16 protein-coding genes are annotated in these 15,270 nt (G+C 67.5%); 3 read left to right on the top strand and 13 right to left on the bottom strand.

What is annotated here, in order from left to right:
* Nucleotides 1-3: 3 nt before the first annotated feature.
* The 3 genes from QZ609_RS10130 (at nt 4) to rsmA (ending at nt 3,511) form a co-directional block, all read left to right on the top strand.
* On the top strand, nt 4-1,503 hold the full coding sequence (locus tag QZ609_RS10130; RefSeq protein WP_295493926.1) for a peptidylprolyl isomerase: 1,500 nt from the start codon (nt 4-6) through the stop codon (nt 1,501-1,503).
* A gap of 98 nt (nt 1,504-1,601) precedes the next feature.
* Nucleotides 1,602-2,621 carry a 4-hydroxythreonine-4-phosphate dehydrogenase PdxA gene (gene pdxA, locus QZ609_RS10125; RefSeq protein WP_295493924.1) on the top strand — a complete coding sequence of 340 codons (1,020 nt, stop codon included), beginning with the start codon at nt 1,602-1,604 and terminating at the stop codon, nt 2,619-2,621.
* Between the two features lie 35 nt (nt 2,622-2,656).
* Nucleotides 2,657-3,511: a 16S rRNA (adenine(1518)-N(6)/adenine(1519)-N(6))-dimethyltransferase RsmA gene (gene rsmA, locus QZ609_RS10120; protein WP_295493922.1), complete on the top strand. Its 855-nt coding sequence runs from the start codon at nt 2,657-2,659 to the stop codon at nt 3,509-3,511.
* Here the strand turns inward: rsmA and QZ609_RS10115 are convergent.
* The 13 genes from QZ609_RS10115 to lnt all read right to left on the bottom strand — a co-directional run.
* Complete coding sequence (locus tag QZ609_RS10115; RefSeq protein ID WP_295493921.1) at nt 3,498-4,403, bottom strand: DMT family transporter; 906 nt, start codon at nt 4,401-4,403, stop codon at nt 3,498-3,500. The two genes, rsmA and QZ609_RS10115, sit on opposite strands and share 14 nt — an antisense overlap.
* Nucleotides 4,387-4,794: a lactoylglutathione lyase gene (gloA, locus tag QZ609_RS10110; protein ID WP_295493920.1), complete on the bottom strand. Its 408-nt coding sequence runs from the start codon at nt 4,792-4,794 to the stop codon at nt 4,387-4,389. The genes QZ609_RS10115 and gloA overlap by 17 nt, the downstream gene beginning before the upstream one ends.
* Nucleotides 4,795-4,886: 92 nt before the next feature.
* Complete coding sequence (locus tag QZ609_RS10105; RefSeq protein WP_295493919.1) at nt 4,887-5,474, bottom strand: dual specificity protein phosphatase family protein; 588 nt, start codon at nt 5,472-5,474, stop codon at nt 4,887-4,889.
* Between the two features lie 13 nt (nt 5,475-5,487).
* A complete protein-coding gene (locus QZ609_RS10100; RefSeq protein ID WP_295493918.1) occupies nt 5,488-5,979 on the bottom strand; it encodes a hypothetical protein in 492 nt (163 codons plus the stop codon).
* Nucleotides 5,976-7,115 (bottom strand): glycosyltransferase, encoded by a 1,140-nt coding sequence (locus QZ609_RS10095; RefSeq protein ID WP_295493916.1) that lies wholly within the window; start codon nt 7,113-7,115, stop codon nt 5,976-5,978. Before QZ609_RS10095 ends, QZ609_RS10100 begins: the two co-directional genes overlap by 4 nt.
* 107 nt (nt 7,116-7,222) lie before the next feature.
* Nucleotides 7,223-7,969, bottom strand: coding sequence for a hypothetical protein (locus tag QZ609_RS10090; protein ID WP_295493914.1), 747 nt, complete (start codon nt 7,967-7,969; stop codon nt 7,223-7,225).
* 62 nt (nt 7,970-8,031) lie between these two features.
* Nucleotides 8,032-8,913, bottom strand: coding sequence for a SprT family zinc-dependent metalloprotease (locus tag QZ609_RS10085; protein ID WP_295493913.1), 882 nt, complete (start codon nt 8,911-8,913; stop codon nt 8,032-8,034).
* Nucleotides 8,910-9,662, bottom strand: coding sequence for a 1-acyl-sn-glycerol-3-phosphate acyltransferase (locus QZ609_RS10080; protein WP_295493911.1), 753 nt, complete (start codon nt 9,660-9,662; stop codon nt 8,910-8,912). The genes QZ609_RS10085 and QZ609_RS10080 overlap by 4 nt, the downstream gene beginning before the upstream one ends.
* Nucleotides 9,659-10,258 (bottom strand): D-glycero-beta-D-manno-heptose 1,7-bisphosphate 7-phosphatase, encoded by a 600-nt coding sequence (gene gmhB / locus QZ609_RS10075; RefSeq protein WP_295493909.1) that lies wholly within the window; start codon nt 10,256-10,258, stop codon nt 9,659-9,661. Before gmhB ends, QZ609_RS10080 begins: the two co-directional genes overlap by 4 nt.
* Nucleotides 10,259-10,294: 36 nt before the next feature.
* The gene (gene glyS, locus QZ609_RS10070; RefSeq protein ID WP_295493907.1) at nt 10,295-12,388 is read right to left on the bottom strand and encodes a glycine--tRNA ligase subunit beta; all 2,094 of its coding nucleotides are present in this window, start codon (nt 12,386-12,388) and stop codon (nt 10,295-10,297) included.
* Between the two features lie 62 nt (nt 12,389-12,450).
* Complete coding sequence (locus tag QZ609_RS10065; protein WP_295493906.1) at nt 12,451-13,119, bottom strand: hypothetical protein; 669 nt, start codon at nt 13,117-13,119, stop codon at nt 12,451-12,453.
* Nucleotides 13,116-14,099: a glycine--tRNA ligase subunit alpha gene (glyQ, locus tag QZ609_RS10060; RefSeq protein WP_295493904.1), complete on the bottom strand. Its 984-nt coding sequence runs from the start codon at nt 14,097-14,099 to the stop codon at nt 13,116-13,118. The genes QZ609_RS10065 and glyQ overlap by 4 nt, the downstream gene beginning before the upstream one ends.
* Before the next feature lie 175 nt (nt 14,100-14,274).
* A partial coding sequence (gene lnt, locus QZ609_RS10055; protein ID WP_295493902.1) for an apolipoprotein N-acyltransferase occupies nt 14,275-15,270 on the bottom strand: 996 nt, incomplete at its 5' end.

The raw sequence follows: 15,270 nt of genomic DNA, 5'->3' as shown, positions 1-15,270 counted from the left end.
ACTATGGCTTTCAAACCGACCGCAATGCGTCCGACCGCTTCCGCCACGCGCGTGGCCCCTACCCGCCGGCTGGGCGGGATGACTGGTGTGCTTGTGGCGCTGATGGCCGGCGCAGCCCTGCTGCCCGCTGCTCACGCGCAGCAGACGCAGAAGAAGAGCGCGCCGCTGCGCGGTGTCTTCGCCACGCCCGATGCGTCGCCCAGCCAGCCGCTGCTGCGCGGGACCTTGCCCGGGCCGTCGTCGGCAACCGGCGCGTCGCGTAGCCAGCTGGTGGATGAAGTGGTGGCCGTGGTCAACACCGATGTCATCACCCGCCGCGAGCTGTTGGACCGCGCGGACCTGGTCGAGCGCACCTTCCAGGCACAGAACCGTCCGCTGCCCCCGCGTGCCGACCTGCTGGGCGAAGTGCTGGAGCAGTTGATCCTGGAGCGTGTGCAGGCGCAGACCGCCAAGGAAAGCGGCATCCAGGTCTCCGATGCGGACCTCGACCGTGCCGTGGACAGCGTGGCCCAGCGCAACAACCTGTCGGTGGCGCAGCTCAAGGCCAAGCTGACGCAATCGGGCATGGCCTACGACAAGTACCGCCAGGACCTGCGCCAGGAAATCTTGCTGGCCCGCCTGCGCGATCGCGAGGTCGATTCCAAGGTGCACGTGTACGACGGCGAGATCGACAACTACCTCGCGCAGCAGGGCGGCGGTGCCGCTGCCACTGGCGCGCAGGAATACAACGTCGCGCAGATCCTGGTGCCGGTGGCTGAAGGCGCCACGGCTGAGCAGAAGGCCGCCGCGCATGGCAAGGCTGAGAACCTGCTCAAGCAGGCCCAGGGCGGTGCCGATTTCGCCAAGCTGGCGCGTGAGAATTCCGGGGCGCAGGATGCTGCGCAGGGCGGCGAGTTGGGGCTGCGCCCGATTGGCGGCCTGCCGGCAGTGTTTGCCAACGCCGTGGTCGATATGAAGGCAGGCCAGGTGGCAGGCGAAGTGCTCGAGAGCCCCGCGGGCTTCCACGTGATCAAGCTGCTGGAGAAGCGCGCACCGGGCACGGCCATCTCGACCAAGGTGCAGCAGACGCAGGTGCGCCACATCCTGATCAAGACCGGCCCGACCATGCAGGCGGACGATGCGCGGCGCCAGCTGGCCGGCTTGCGTGACCGCATCGTGCACGGTTACGACTTTGCCGACGCGGCCCGCCGCTACTCGCAGGATGGCTCCGCCAGCGCGGGCGGCGAGTTGGGCTGGGTGTCGCCGGGCCAGTTGGTGCCGGAGTTCGAGCAGGCGATGAGTCAGCTCAAGCCGGGCGAGGTCTCGCAGCCCATACAGAGCCAGTTTGGCGTGCACCTGATCCAGGTGGAAGGCCGCCGCGAGGCCGAAGTGCCGGTTGACCGCCAGCGCGACTACGCGCGTTCGGTGATCCGTGAGCAGAAGGTCCAGTCGGCGTATGAAGACTGGCTGCGCCAGCTGCGTGACGCCGCCCACGTGGAATACCGCGTGAACCGCCAGCAGTAAGCCTGCTACGCTTGCGGGTATCCGCATCGCACACGGCCGCCTGCGGGCGGCCGTGGCGTTTCTAGATTGACCTTGTTACCGCTGCAAAAAAGCGCCGCATGCTGAACATTGCCATCACCACCGGCGAGCCCGCCGGCATCGGCCCGGACATCACCGTCGCGGCCCTGCTGCATCTGGCGCGGCAAGCATCGTCGCGCTATGCCGACGTGCGCTGGCACGTGATCGGCGATGCTGCGCTGCTGCAGGCGCGCGCTGACGCGATTGGCCTGGGCGCCCTGTGGCATGCGGCGTCCTCTGTCGCGCTGACCGTGGTGGCGCGGCCGCTCGGCGCGCCCGTGCGCGCGGGCGTGCTCGATGCCGCCAACGGGCGCTACGTGCTCGACCTGCTCGATGTCGCCATCGAAGGCTGCCAATCTGGCACGGCTGATGGCACGCGCTATGACGCGATGGTCACGGCGCCGGTGCAGAAGAGCACCATCAACGACGCCGGCGTGCCATTCACCGGCCACACCGAATACCTGGCCGAGCGCAGCCGCACGCCGCGCGTAGTGATGATGCTGGCCGGCCCGCAGCCTGCGCACGACAACGCCTTGCTGCGCGTGGCCCTGGCGACCACGCACCTGCCGTTGCGCGAGGTGCCGGATGCCATCACGCCGGCCGTGCTGGACGAGACGCTCGATATCGTGCAGCGCGACCTGCGCGCGCGCTTCGGGCTGTCCGCGCCGCGCATTCTCGTGACGGGGTTGAACCCGCATGCGGGCGAAGCGGGCCACCTTGGCCGCGAGGAGATCGAGGTGATCGAACCCGCCATCGCCCGTGCCCGTGCGCGCGGCATCGATGCGCGCGGGCCGTATCCCGCCGACACGCTGTTCCAGCCGCGCCTGCTGGCCGACGCCGACTGCGTGCTGGCGATGTACCACGACCAGGGCCTGGCGCCGCTCAAGTACGGTACCTTCGGCCACGGCGTGAACATCACGCTGGGCCTGCCGTTCGTGCGCACGTCGGTTGACCACGGCACCGCGCTGGACCTGGCCGGCACCGGCCGCGCCGAGTTCGGCAGCATGATCGAGGCCATCGACACGGCTATCGCCATGGCCCGGCACGCAACACGTTCCTGATTCCTGTTTTTACCTTTTCGATTTCGAGTACCGCGATGGCACGATCCACGACCGGCGTTCACCAGGGGCACCAGGCCCGCAAGCGCTTCGGCCAGAATTTCCTGGTCGATGACGGCGTGATCCACGCCATCGTCTCTGCCATCGACCCGCAGCAGGACGACGTGCTGGTCGAGATCGGCCCGGGCCTGGGCGCGCTTACCGTGCCGCTGATGGAACGTGTGCGCACGCTGCAGGTGGTCGAGCTGGACCGCGATCTGGTCGCGCGGCTGCAGCGCCGTTTTGGCGATCGGCTGATCGTGCATGCGGGCGATGCGCTGGCGTTCGACTTCGGTGGGCTGCACGAGGCGGGGCGGCCGCTGCGCATCGTTGGCAACCTGCCCTACAACATCTCCAGCCCGCTGCTGTTCCACCTGGCGGCGTTTGCCGACCGCGTGTGTGACCAGCACTTCATGCTGCAGAAGGAGGTGGTCGACCGCATGGTGGCCGCGCCGGGCAGCAAGGCATTCAGCCGCCTGTCGGTGATGCTGCAGGTGCGGTACTACATGGAGCTGGTGTTGGAGGTGCCACCGGGCTCGTTCAACCCGCCGCCCAAGGTCGATTCGGCGGTGGTGCGGATGATTCCGTGGCCGGCGGACAAATCGCCGTATGCGCCGGTGGACATGCGCGCGTTGGGCACGGTGGTGACGATGGCGTTCTCGCAGCGGCGCAAGGTGTTGCGCAACACGCTCGGGGCGCTGCGCGACGTGATCGATTTCGAGGCGCTCGGCTTCGATCTGGGCCGCCGCGCAGAAGAAGTGCCGGTGGCCGAGTTCGTGACGGTGGCCAACGCGCTGCCGGCGGACCGCATCGCCGGCAGCCTGTCGGACGGGCCCGACCTTAGCGAAGATTGACCAGCAGGATGCCCGAGAGCACCAGCGCGGCGGCCAGCGCAAAACGCAGGCCGACCGGCTCGTGCAACAACAGCACACCGAAAGCCACGCCAAACAGCGGCGTCAGGAACGAGAACACCGACAGCCGCGACGCCAGGTAGCGGCGCAGCAGCCAGAACCACGTCAGGTAGCTGGCAAACGCGATCAACACGGATTGGTAGGCGAGGCTGGCCAGGGCCGTCGGCGTCAGGTTGGCCGTGAAGGCCTGGCCGGTGCCGGCCGCCATCACCATCAGCAAGACGGCCGAGACGGCCAACTGGTACAGCAGCGTCTTCGCCGCCGGCGCGTTCGACAGCTTGCTCGCGCGCACGACGATGGTTGTGGCGCCCCACAGCGCACCCGCCACCACGCCCAGCGTATCGCCCAGCGTCGTCGATGGTCCGGCTGCCGGGTGCAGGATGCCGTCGGCAAACGCCAGCACGATCCCCGCAAACGCAATGCCGATGCCGAGCCACTGGCGCGGCCGCAGGTGCTCGCCCGGCACGAAGAAGTGCAGCCCAAGCGCGGTGAAGATCGGCGCGGTGTAGAGGAACACCGCCATGCGCGAGGCCGTGGTGTACCCGAGGCCGATGAAGATGCAGAGGAACTCGACGCCGAACAGCACGCCCGCCGTCAGGCCGCCGGGCAGGGTGCCGTCGCGCACCGACAGGCACGTGCCGCGCCACAGCGCAAAAGCCAGCACCAACACTGCCGCAATCGACGAGCGCACGCCGGCCTGCATGACCGGCCCGACGTCGTGCGTCGCCACCTTGATGGCGACCTGCTGGAAGCCCCAGCACAGGCACAGCACCACCATCAGGCCGATGGCGGTGCCGTCCAGCGGGCGCCGTGTGAGATCAGTGGCGGTTGCCATCGGGCATCGAGCGTGCCTGGATCAGCTCGATCTTGTAGCCGTCCGGATCTTCCACGAAAGCGATGACGGTGGTGCCGCCCTTGACCGGGCTAGCTTCGCGCGTGACCTTGCCGCCGGCGTTGCGAATCTGGTCGCACGCCTGCGCGGCGTTGTCGACCTCGATGGCAAGGTGGCCGAAGGCGGTGCCGAGTTCGTATTCGCTCACGCCGTAGTTGTAGGTCAGCTCGATGACGGTGTTGCCGCTCTCCGGGCCATAGCCGACGAAGGCGAGCGAGTACTTGTACTCGGGGTTGTCGCTGGTGCGCAGCAGCTGCATGCCAAGCACCTTGGTGTAGAAATCGATCGCGCGCTGCATGTCGCCGACGCGCAGCATGGTGTGGAGCATTCGCATGGGGCTTTCCTTCCTGGGGGACTGCGGGGAGCCGATATTGTAGGAGCCTGGGCCAGAACGTGCTGGGCACACCATTGGCGCGATCGTGGCGGTCAGGCCTGGTTGTCGATCTGCCGGCGCAGGCGCTCGATATCCACCCGCTGCAGATAGCGCGTGATGTTCTGCCAGATGGCGTGGAAGCCGTAACCGCCGTGCTGCAGCTCGTCCAGCGCCTGCTCCTTGCTCCAGCCCTGGTACACCACGCGATACAGCGCCGACACCAGCCCGGTGCGATCGGCGCCGTGCTGGCAGTGGATCAGCACCGGGCCGTCCCGTTCGACTTCGCGCAAGGCCTTGAGCGCCGTGACCATGTCATCGTCGCGGATGTTCCAGGTGTTGATCGGGATACGTTGCATGGTGATCCCGCTGCCCGCCAGGATCTCGCTGTCCGAATGGAACGCGCGGAAGCTGATGACCTTCTTGATGCCGAGCTTCTGCAACTGCGGCACGTCGTCCTTGGAGAGCTGCGCGCTGCGGTAGAGCGTCGGCGTGATGCGATGCAGGTTGTTCACGGGCGTATCGGGCACGTTCTGCGCCCACTGGAGCGGACGGGCGGACGACGGCTGGGACGCGTCCGCGCTGGCTGACGGGAGGGGGCCGCAGAGCAGCAGCGCGGTGGCGACAAGGGCGAGGATTCGCATGGCAGGTGGCAAGTCAGCGCGAGACGGGGCGCGCGCGGGAAACGAAGAACAGTGCGATGGCCGCCGCGCTCATGGTCCAGTAGTCGGTCGGCGCGAAGGCGATCCAGTGGATGTGCCACGGCACGTGCGCCGGCGTGAAGTTGGCGAGGCCATAGGCCGGGTTGAGGACGAACCAGAGAAAGTCCTCCACCAGCCAGAAGAGCATGATGCACGCGATGATGCGCGCCTCGATGCGCCAGGACCACTGGCCGTTGAAGAACACCGGCAGGTGGAAGAACAGCGCCACGAACGGGAACACCCACGCGTGGTAGCCCGTCATCGCGCGGCCGCCCCAGAAGAGGTCCAGCAGCCAGTGCTTTTCGATGCGCCAGGTGGGCAGGTTGGCGGCCCAGCCGGCGCTGCCCTCGATCTGGATCTCGACGTTGGCGAAGAAGAAGCCGAGCAGCAGCACCCAGGCCACCAGCGCGAGTGTCCTGCGCTGCGGGATAAAGGCGGCAGCGTTCATGCTGCGCGCACGTCCGCTGTAACGCCGAGCACGCGGTCGAGCACGAACTGGCCGGCATGCGGGCGGCCCAGCGGCACGCTCTTGTGCCGCATCGTCGCCAGCCGCTCCGGCTCCTTGAGCGGCCCACGGATGCGGAATTCGAGCGCGGCATCGTCGATGGCCTTGAGCGCGACGCCCTGCTCCAGCAGGAAGTCGGCATTGCGTTCTTCCTGCCCGGGGATGGGCGAATTGACGATCATCGGCAACTGCATCGCCAGGCATTCGGAGGTGGTCAGTCCGCCCGGCTTGGTGATCACCAGGTCGGCGCAGGCCATCAGGCGCTCGACCTGATGCGTGAAGCCCTGCGGGAAGAGCCGGCCCGGGTGGCGCTGCGCGATGCGCTGGAGCGCCTCCAGCATCGGTTGGTTCTTGCCGGCCAGCGCAATGAGCTGGAAGTCGCCGTCCATCGCCAGCAACCGCTCGGCCAGGGCGTCCAGGCCGCCGAGGCCGGCGCCGCCCGACATCATCAGGAAGGTCTTGCGCTGCGGATCCAGGCCGAACTGGGCGGCGCATGTGGCGCGGTCCAGCGGCTTGCCGAAGGTCGGCATGATGGGGATGCCGCTCACGTGCACCGCCTCAGCCGCCAGCCCACGCTCGCGCATGCGCCAGGCGATCTCTTCATTGGCGGCGAAGTAGCCGCGCATATTCGGTACGATCCACATGCTGTGCAGATCGAAATCGGTCACCTGCACCCACACCGGCACGTTGACGCGCCCCTTGCCCAGCTCGCGCGAGAGCAGCTCCGCCGGCAGGAAGTGCGTGCAGATGATGGCGTCCGGGCGCTGACGCTTGATCTCGGCCAGTAGCGCGCGGCAGTTGAGCCGCTCGACTGCACGGCGGATCTTCTGCGAGAGCGCGCTGGGCGCCGCCTCGTCGGTCTTCTGGTACAGGTAGCCCCACAGCGCCGGCTGGTTGCTGACCAGCTTGATGTAGAGATCGGTGTACAGCTTGCGAAAGCCGGCGGAGACAAAGTCCATCACATCGAGGTGCGTGGCTTCGACGCCTGCAGGGTGCGCGTCGGCGAAGGCGCGGATGGCTTCGGCGGCGCGCATGTGGCCGGCACCGGCGCTGACACTCAGGAGCAGAATCTTCTTCATGGTCGGTGGTAGGAAACGCGGCTTCGTGGTGTTGCCAAGTCGCGTATTTTCCACCAACTGCGATGCCCTTTGGAATGGGTCATCAGGCTAAGCAGCAGCCAGACGCGTCAGCGCGGCGCGATGACGGGCGGCAGGTCGATCGAAGCGTCGTCCTGGCAGCCCAGAAACTGCCACTGGCTCGGCTTGAACCGCGCGTCAGGGCCATCGGGTGCCGGCTTGCTGAATTCAGCCACGATGTCGTAGGGGATCGAGGGGACGTCGAAGCTGGCAACTTGTCCGCGTTTGCAAGTGACGGACGCCGGCTGGCCCTCGCGTGACAGTTTCCCTTTCGCGTTGTAAGCGAACAGCGGGCCGATGGTTTGGTCTTCGGCCAACACGAGTTTTGCATTCGCGGACACATCCATCGCCTCGGTACTGACCCCGGCCACGCGCACCGGGTGGGGGAAGCGCACTGCGCGCAGGCCGCGCAATCCCAGGGGCGCATCCTTCTCGCCGTTGTCAAATGGGTCGTAGCGGTTGATCTGGCTGCCAGCCGGAATCGCCAGCTCGCCATACTGAAAGTCGCGATCGAGGATGAAGTTTTCCCGTGCGACCCGGTTCGCGTGCTTTTCGTCAACGTCGCGCGCGACGCTGTGGAACTGGTAAAACAGCAGACCGGTCCACAGATCCGCCACGGCAAGGAAGGCCGCCAACGCCCACATCCATGTCCGCGCTTTCCGAGAAAGCGGAGGATGCTTCTTGCAGGACCTTGCTATGACAATGCCGACCATCGGGATCGTACCCAACACGCCTACGAGCGGCAGGATGACGAGAACCAGGAAGCCCAGCAGGGAGAGGGCGGGAGCAAAGATCATGGATGGCGGCGCGGCATGCCTGGGCTGTGCACGGGGGCGGCAAAGGCAAAGGGGCGGTGCCCTCAGAACGCCGGCAGCAACTCCGGCGGGTGCGAGCGCAACTGCTCGCGCGCCTCGCGAAACTCAGGAAAGATCGACTCCACCGTGTCCCAAAAGCGCGGGCTGTGGTTCATCTCCTTGAGATGCGCCAGCTCATGCGCCACCACGTAGTCGATCAGCGACATCGGAAAATGCACCAGCCGCCAGTTCAGGCGGATCTTGCCGTCGGCCGTGCAGCTGCCCCAGCGCGTGGCAGCGGAGGACAACGCGTACGCGCTGTGCCGCACGCCCAGCCGCTCGGCGTACACCTCCAGCCGTTCACCGAATAGTCGCCGCGCCTGCGTCTGCAGCCAGCCCTGCACGCGGTCCTTGATCTGCTGCTCGGTGGTGGTGGGCGGCAGGCCCAGGTGCAGCACGCACATATCGGCGTCGAACATCAGCGCGCCGATGGGCGACTCCAGCTTGAGCGTGACCGACTTGCCCAGGAAGGGTAGTGCTGCGCCGTCCTGCCACAGCATGGGCGGCAGCACACGGCGGGCAGCGTTGGTGCGCCACTCGGCCAGCTTGGCGAAGATCCACTTCTGCTTTTCGCTGATGGCGTGCTCGATCTCGCCGAGCGTGACCCAGCGCGGCGCGGTGATCGACAGCCCGCGGTCATCGATGACAAAACCGATGGTGCGCCGCGACGAGCGCTTGAGGTTGTAGACCAGCGCGCGTTCACCGAGCGTCAGGCGGCGCTGGTTGGCGCCGAGCGGGACTGTCGTGGGATCGGGGGCGGGCGGGGCGAAGAGGGCGGCGTCCGGCTGCGAGTGTGGCTGCGGCGGGGCTTCGGGCGCGAGCAGCGGCAGCTCGAGCTGCACGGTGTCGGCGGCGGTGGGCGAAGTCGGTGGTCGCAGCAGTTTCATGCGCGCTCGCGGTAGCTATCCGCGTCGATTCTACGCATTTCTGCTTCGATCCACGCTTGCACCTCGCGGTTGAGCTGATCACCGGTCTTGCCGGCGCTGGCGATGGCCGGGCCGACTGACAGCGTGATCAGCCCCGGATATTTCAGGAACGAATTGCGCGGCCACACCCGGCCGGAGTTGTGCGCGATGGGGATGACCCAGGCGCCGGTGTCCACCGCCAGGCGGGCACCACCGCTCTTGTAGCGCGGCTTCGGATCGCCCGTGCGCGTGCGCGTGCCTTCCGGGAACATGATGATCCACGAGCCGTCGGCCAGCCGCTCCTTGCCTTGGCGCGCCACCGAGACGAACGCGTTGGTGCCGTCCTTGCGGTTGATGTGCACCATCTTCAGCAGGCCCAGCGCCCAGCCGAAGAACGGCACGTACAGGAGCTCGCGCTTGAACACGTAGCACAGCGGACGCGGCATGGTCGCGACATACGCGATGGTCTCCCAGGCCGACTGATGCTTGGAGAGCAGGACCACCTGCTTGTTGCTGGCGACCGCTTCCTCGATGTGCTCCCAGCCCTGGTATTGCCAGCGGATGCCGACCAGCCAGCGGGCCATCCAGATGATCGACTTGGTCCAGCCCGACACCATCCAGAAACGCCGGTGCGGGTTCATGAATGGAAAGACGATGAAGCACGCCACCGCATAGGGTGGCGTATAGGCAAGCATGAAAACCAGGAACAGCAGCGAACGAATGAAAGTCATGGTGCGGATTCATGGGGCGCGCGCGAGGGCGTGCCCTGGGGGTGGGGCGCAGGCGACAGCAGCGCGCGGGCGAAGGCGCGCAGGTCTTGGTGAATCTGTGTGCCGGGTGGCAGGTTGCCGGCGTCGCGGGTCTTGATGCCCTTGCCGGTCAGCACGAGGTGGGGCACGGCGCCGGCTTCGACGCCGGCTTGCAGGTCGCGCAGCGAATCGCCGACCACCGGCACGCCGTGCAGGGCGACGTCGAAGCGGCGTGCGATCTCATGGAACATGCCGGGCTTGGGTTTGCGGCAATCGCAGTCATCCGCGGCGGTGTGCGGGCAGAAGAAGACGGCATCGACGCGGCCGCCCTGCATGGCCAGCGCCTTGTACATCTTCTCGTGCATGGCGTTGAGCGCGGCGGCCTCGAACAGCCCGCGCCCGATGCCCGACTGGTTGGTGGCAACCACCACCTGGTAGCCGGCCTGGTTCAGCTCGGCAATCGCCTCCAGGCTGCCCTCGATGGCGATCCATTCGTCGGGCGACTTGATGAACTGGTCGCTGTCGAGGTTGATGACGCCGTCGCGGTCCAGGATCACCAGCTTGGGGATGTGGGGCATGTTGGGTCTCGCGTTCGGGGCTCCGGTACCTTGCGCTCAGGCCGCCAGCTTGGAGATGTCGGCCACGCGGTTCATCAGGCCGTGCAGCTCGCCCAGCAGCGCGAGGCGGTTGTCGCGCAGCGCGGTGTCGTCGGCCATCACCATCACGCCGTCGAAGAAGGTGTCGACCGCTTCGCGCAAGCCAGCCAGCGTCTTGAGCGCCGTGGTGAAGTCGCCGCGCGCGAAGGCGTCGTGCACGTGCGGCTCCGACGAGGCGACGGCCTGGTGCAGCGCGCGCTCGGCGTCTTCCTGCAGCAGCTGCGGCTTGACCGCGCCGATGGCGACGTCGGTCTTCTTCAGGATGTTGGTGATGCGCTTGTTGGCGGCGGCCAGGGCTTCAGCCTGCGGTAGGGCGGCAAAGGCGCGCACGGCTTCCAGGCGCGCGACGATGTCGTCCAGGCGCTGCGGGCGCTGGCTGACCACGGCTTCCACCTCGTTGGTGCTGTAGCCCTTGTCCTTCAGGTAGCCGCGCAGGCGGTCGTACAGGAAGTCGGTGATGGCGGCCACGTCCGGCTTGACGGCGGCAATGCCGTCGAAGCTGGCGGCGGCAATCTGCAGCGCGTCGTTGATGGTCAGCGTGAGCGGCTTCTCGATCAGCATGCGCAGGATGCCCAGCGCGTGGCGGCGCAGCGCGAACGGGTCTTTCTCGCCCGTGGGCGACAGGCCGATGCCCCAGATGCCGACCAGCGTTTCCAGCTTATCGGCCAGCGCCACCACGGTGCCGGTGGCGGTGGAGGGCAGCGCGTCGCCGGCAAAGCGCGGCTGGTAGTGCTCGGAGCAGGCCAGCGCCACGTCTTCAGGCTCGCCGTCGTGGCGGGCGTAGTAGGTGCCCATGGTGCCCTGCAGCTCGGGGAACTCGCCCACCATGTCGGTCAGCAGGTCGGCCTTGGCCAGCAGCGCGCCGCGCTTGGCGTGTAGCACGTCGACGCCGAGCTTCTCGGCCAGTCGCCCGGCAATCGCCTGCAGGCGCGTCACGCGCTCGAGCTGCGTGCCGATCTTGTTGTGATAGACCACGCGCGCGAGCAGCGGCACACGGTCGGCCAGCGGCTTCTTCTTGTCGTGCTCGAAGAAGAAGCGCGCGTCGGCCAGACGCGGACGCACCACGCGCTCGTTGCCTTGGATGATGGCCTCGGGCGTGGCGGTGGCCAGGTTCGAGACGATCAGGAAGCGGTTGCGCAGATGGCCTTGCGCGTCGGTCAGCGCAAAGTACTTCTGGTTGGTCTGCATGGTCAGGATCAGGCACTCCTGCGGCACGGCGAGGAATTGCTCCTCGAAGTGGCAGGGGTAGACCACCGGCCATTCCACCAATGAATTCACCTCATCGAGCAGCGCTTCGGGCATCACCACCGTATCGGCGCCGGCGGTCTTGAGCAGTTCGGCGCGGATGGCTTCGCGGCGCTTGGCATAGCTGGCAATCACCTTGCCCTGCGATTCCAGCGCGCCGGCGTACGAGGTCGCATCGGTGATGACGATTTCGCCGGCCGACAGGAAGCGGTGGCCGAGCGTCACGTTGCCCGACTGCAGGCCCAGCACGCTCACCGGGATGACCTCGTTGCCCAGCAACGCGATCAGCTTGTGCGCCGGGCGCACGAACTGCACATTGTCGCCATCGGGGCGCTGGTAGGTCATCACCTTGGGGATCGGCAGGTTGGCGATGGTCTGCGACAACGCGGTCTGCAGGCCGTCGGCCAGCACGGCGCCGCGTGCGGTGTAGCGGTAGAAGAGGGACTCTGCCTTGCCATCCGGCGCGCGCTCGAGCGACTCGGGCGCGATCGCTTCCACGCCCACCGACTTGGCCAGCGCGGCCAACTTCTTCGTCAGCGGTGCGGCCGGCTTGCCTTCGGCGTCGAAGGCGATGTTCACGGGCAGCACCTTCTCGCGCAGCTCGCGGTCCGGGGCGGTGCGGCGCACGCCGCTGATCGACGCGGCCAGGCGGCGCGGCGTGGCGAAGCCTTCCACGCTGGCGCCGTCTTCGAGCAGGCCTTGCGACGACAGGCCGTCGAACAGGCTCTGCGCAAACGCCTCGCCCAGACGGGCCAGCGCTTTCGGCGGCAGTTCTTCGGTCAGCAGTTCGATCAGGAGGGTGGACATAGCTTAGAAATCGGTGACGTCGTTGTTCTGCGCCGCACGGTTGCGGCGGTTACATATGCGGTTCAGCAGGGCGATCCGGGCACGGGCTCCACGCCCGACAGCAGCCACACGCCCCCCTGCTGCTGGAACTGCAGCTGCGTGCCGGCGCACTGGCCCGGCGGGGGCGGCGGCGCGATCGGCGCGGGGTTGGCGCCTGCGGCGTCGCGGCGCAGGAAGCGGGCCGACAGCACGCCGCGGCGCGCGTCATAGCGCACCTCCTGCAGCGTGCCGGACACATTGAATTCCAGCCGGCTCGGCATCTGCGCGGACGAGCGGTAGACGCGCGTGCGGCGTTGTGCCTTGCTGCCCGAGCCCTGCCATTCCGTCCAGGTGAAGGGGAAGCGCAGGGCGGTCGCGTAGGTGCGCAGCGGCACGCGGTGCCAGCCGAGATCGCGCGCGCCGGACAGGTCGCACGCCATGGTGCGGGCCAGGCTCGTCCACTGGTCGAGCGATGCGGGCGCGGGCGACCATTGCGTGGCCAGCGCTTGCTGCAGCGGTTTGGCGTCGGCCACGCACAACTGCGACAGGGTGTCAGGCACGACAAAGACCGGGTCGGCGGCCTGGGCGCCCTGCGCCGGCTTGGCCGCGCGCTGGTGCCGCGCCGCCTGGGCCACGCCCGAGGGCAGCGCCAGTGCCGTCAGCGACGCTGCCGTCAGCAGGGCAAGGCCGCGTCGGGCGCGGTGTGCGGTCATGCGGCCTCCGCGGGGGCTGCACTGACGGCGGCCGCCGTGCCGCACATCGGGAAGCCCAAACGCTCGCGCGAGTCGTAGTAGGCCTGCGCCACCAGACGCGAAAGGTTGCGGATACGGCCGATGTAGGCTGCGCGCTCCGTCACCGAGATGGCGCCGCGCGCGTCCAGCAGGTTGAAGGTGTGGCCAGCCTTGAGCACCTGCTCGTAGGCGGGCAGGGCGAGTTGGACGACGGGTGCATCGCTCTCAACGGCGCCTTCCGCGGGCACGCCCATCAGGCGCTTGGCCTCGGCTTCGTGCTCGGCAAAGCGGCGGAACAGCACGGTCGTGTCGGCGTGCTCGAAGTTGTAGGTCGATTGCTCGACTTCGTTCTGGTGGTAGACGTCGCCGTAGGTCAGGCGGCGCTTCACGGGGCCGTTGGGGCCCGGTTCTTCCCATTCCGTCCAGACCAGGTCATAGATGTTCTCGACCTGCTGCAGGTACATCGCCAGGCGCTCGATGCCGTAGGTGATCTCACCGGTGATCGGCTTGCAATCGAGGCCACCGACTTGCTGGAAGTACGTGAACTGCGTCACTTCCATGCCATTGAGCCAGACTTCCCAGCCCAGGCCCCAGGCGCCGAGCGTGGGGTTCTCCCAGTCGTCCTCGACGAAGCGGACGTCGTTCTGCTTGAGGTCCAGGCCAAGCGCTTCCAGCGAACCGAGGTACAGGTCGAGGATGTTCTCCGGCGCCGGCTTGAGCACCACCTGGTACTGGTAGTAGTGCTGCAGGCGGTTGGGGTTCTCGCCGTAGCGGCCGTCCTTGGGGCGGCGCGACGGTTGCACGTAGGCCGCGCGCCACGGCTCCGGGCCGATCGCGCGCAGGAAGGTGTGCACGTGCGAGGTACCGGCGCCGACTTCGAGGTCGATCGGCTGCAGCAGCGCGCAGCCTTGGGCGTCCCAGTACGACTGCAGCTTGAGAATGAGTTGCTGGAAGGTAAGCATGGTGGTACCCGTTGGTCCGCGGCGGCACGGAACGTGCGTTGCGCCGCGCGACGGTGGAATGCAGCGGCGGGCACGGGAAGCGCCTGGCTCCCTGCCCGCCGTAAAACGTTGAATTTTAGCGTTTTTTGTCAGCGACTCCGGAAAGTGGCTCGAAAGCCCTCCGGGCGCTGAACGATCAATCCGCCGAAGCCCGGCGCCGGCGCACGAATGCCACCAGCAGAACCAGCGCGCCCAGGCCCAGCGCAGGCGCGTTGCCGGCCCGCACGAAGGGCGTGAGGCCTTGCGTGCCCTGCACGTCAGCCTGCAGCGTGCCCAGCGTGAAGACCGGCAGGCGCGCCTGAACGCTGCCGTCCGGCCGCACTACGGCGGTCGCGCCCGTGTTGGTGGCACGCAGCATCGGCCGGCCCGTCTCGAGCGCTCGCATGCGTGAGATCTGCAGGTGCTGGTCCAGCGCGATCGTGTCGCCAAACCATGCCAGGTTCGTCACGTTGGCGAGCATCGTCGCGGGCTGGTCTGCGTGCCGCAGCGATGCGGCAATTTCTTCGCCAAACAAATCCTCGTAACAGATGTTGGGCGCGACACGCTGGTCGGCCACCGCCATGGCCGGCTGCACGGGCAGGCCGCGCCGGAAGTCGCCCAGCGGCATGTTCATCATGTTGACGAACCAGTGGAAACCGAAGGGGATGAACTCGCCGAAGGGCACGAGATGGTGCTTGTTGTAGCGGTACACGCCCTGGAATTGCGGGCCGACGCCGAACACGCTGTTGGTGTAATCGACGCGCGAGTCCTCGCTGGCGGCGCCAAAGAGCACGCTGGAACCCGTGGTATCCACATAGGTGCGGATGGCCAGCGCGATCTCCTGCGGCATCTCCTGAATCATGATCGGGAAGGCCGTCTCGGGCGTAACCACGAGTTGCGCGGGCTTCTCGGTGACCATCTTCGTGTACAGCTCCAGCGAGCGCTCGATGCCGGTTTGCTGGAACTTCACGTCCTGCGGCACGTTGCCCTGCAAGAGACGCACCGAGATCGGCTTGCCCACCGGCTGCGTCCACGCAATGCCGTGCAGCGGCCAGCCGGCCACCAGCACGAGCGCACCCGCGATGCCCGCCAGCCAATGCAGGCGGCGCTCGGCCGCGACGCACAGCAGGCCAGCCAGCACTGCGGCGATCAG

This window comes from uncultured Ralstonia sp., from assembly GCA_913056305.1.
In the GTDB taxonomy this organism is placed as follows: Bacteria; Pseudomonadota; Gammaproteobacteria; order Burkholderiales; family Burkholderiaceae; genus Ralstonia.
This window is presented reverse-complemented; position numbering and strand designations above follow the sequence as displayed.

Coding starts and splice junctions, on each gene's coding strand:
- pdxA (WP_295493924.1), top strand. CDS start 1,602: ATGCTGAACATTGCCATCACCACCGGCGAGCCCGCCGGCATCGGCCCG.
- QZ609_RS10095 (WP_295493916.1), bottom strand. CDS start 7,115: ATGAAGAAGATTCTGCTCCTGAGTGTCAGCGCCGGTGCCGGCCACATG.
- QZ609_RS10090 (WP_295493914.1), bottom strand. CDS start 7,969: ATGATCTTTGCTCCCGCCCTCTCCCTGCTGGGCTTCCTGGTTCTCGTC.
- gmhB (WP_295493909.1), bottom strand. CDS start 10,258: ATGCCCCACATCCCCAAGCTGGTGATCCTGGACCGCGACGGCGTCATC.
- rsmA (WP_295493922.1), top strand. CDS start 2,657: ATGGCACGATCCACGACCGGCGTTCACCAGGGGCACCAGGCCCGCAAG.
- QZ609_RS10115 (WP_295493921.1), bottom strand. CDS start 4,403: ATGGCAACCGCCACTGATCTCACACGGCGCCCGCTGGACGGCACCGCC.
- QZ609_RS10080 (WP_295493911.1), bottom strand. CDS start 9,662: ATGACTTTCATTCGTTCGCTGCTGTTCCTGGTTTTCATGCTTGCCTAT.
- gloA (WP_295493920.1), bottom strand. CDS start 4,794: ATGCGAATGCTCCACACCATGCTGCGCGTCGGCGACATGCAGCGCGCG.
- glyS (WP_295493907.1), bottom strand. CDS start 12,388: ATGTCCACCCTCCTGATCGAACTGCTGACCGAAGAACTGCCGCCGAAA.
- QZ609_RS10105 (WP_295493919.1), bottom strand. CDS start 5,474: ATGCGAATCCTCGCCCTTGTCGCCACCGCGCTGCTGCTCTGCGGCCCC.
- glyQ (WP_295493904.1), bottom strand. CDS start 14,099: ATGCTTACCTTCCAGCAACTCATTCTCAAGCTGCAGTCGTACTGGGAC.
- QZ609_RS10065 (WP_295493906.1), bottom strand. CDS start 13,119: ATGACCGCACACCGCGCCCGACGCGGCCTTGCCCTGCTGACGGCAGCG.
- QZ609_RS10100 (WP_295493918.1), bottom strand. CDS start 5,979: ATGAACGCTGCCGCCTTTATCCCGCAGCGCAGGACACTCGCGCTGGTG.
- QZ609_RS10085 (WP_295493913.1), bottom strand. CDS start 8,913: ATGAAACTGCTGCGACCACCGACTTCGCCCACCGCCGCCGACACCGTG.
- QZ609_RS10130 (WP_295493926.1), top strand. CDS start 4: ATGGCTTTCAAACCGACCGCAATGCGTCCGACCGCTTCCGCCACGCGC.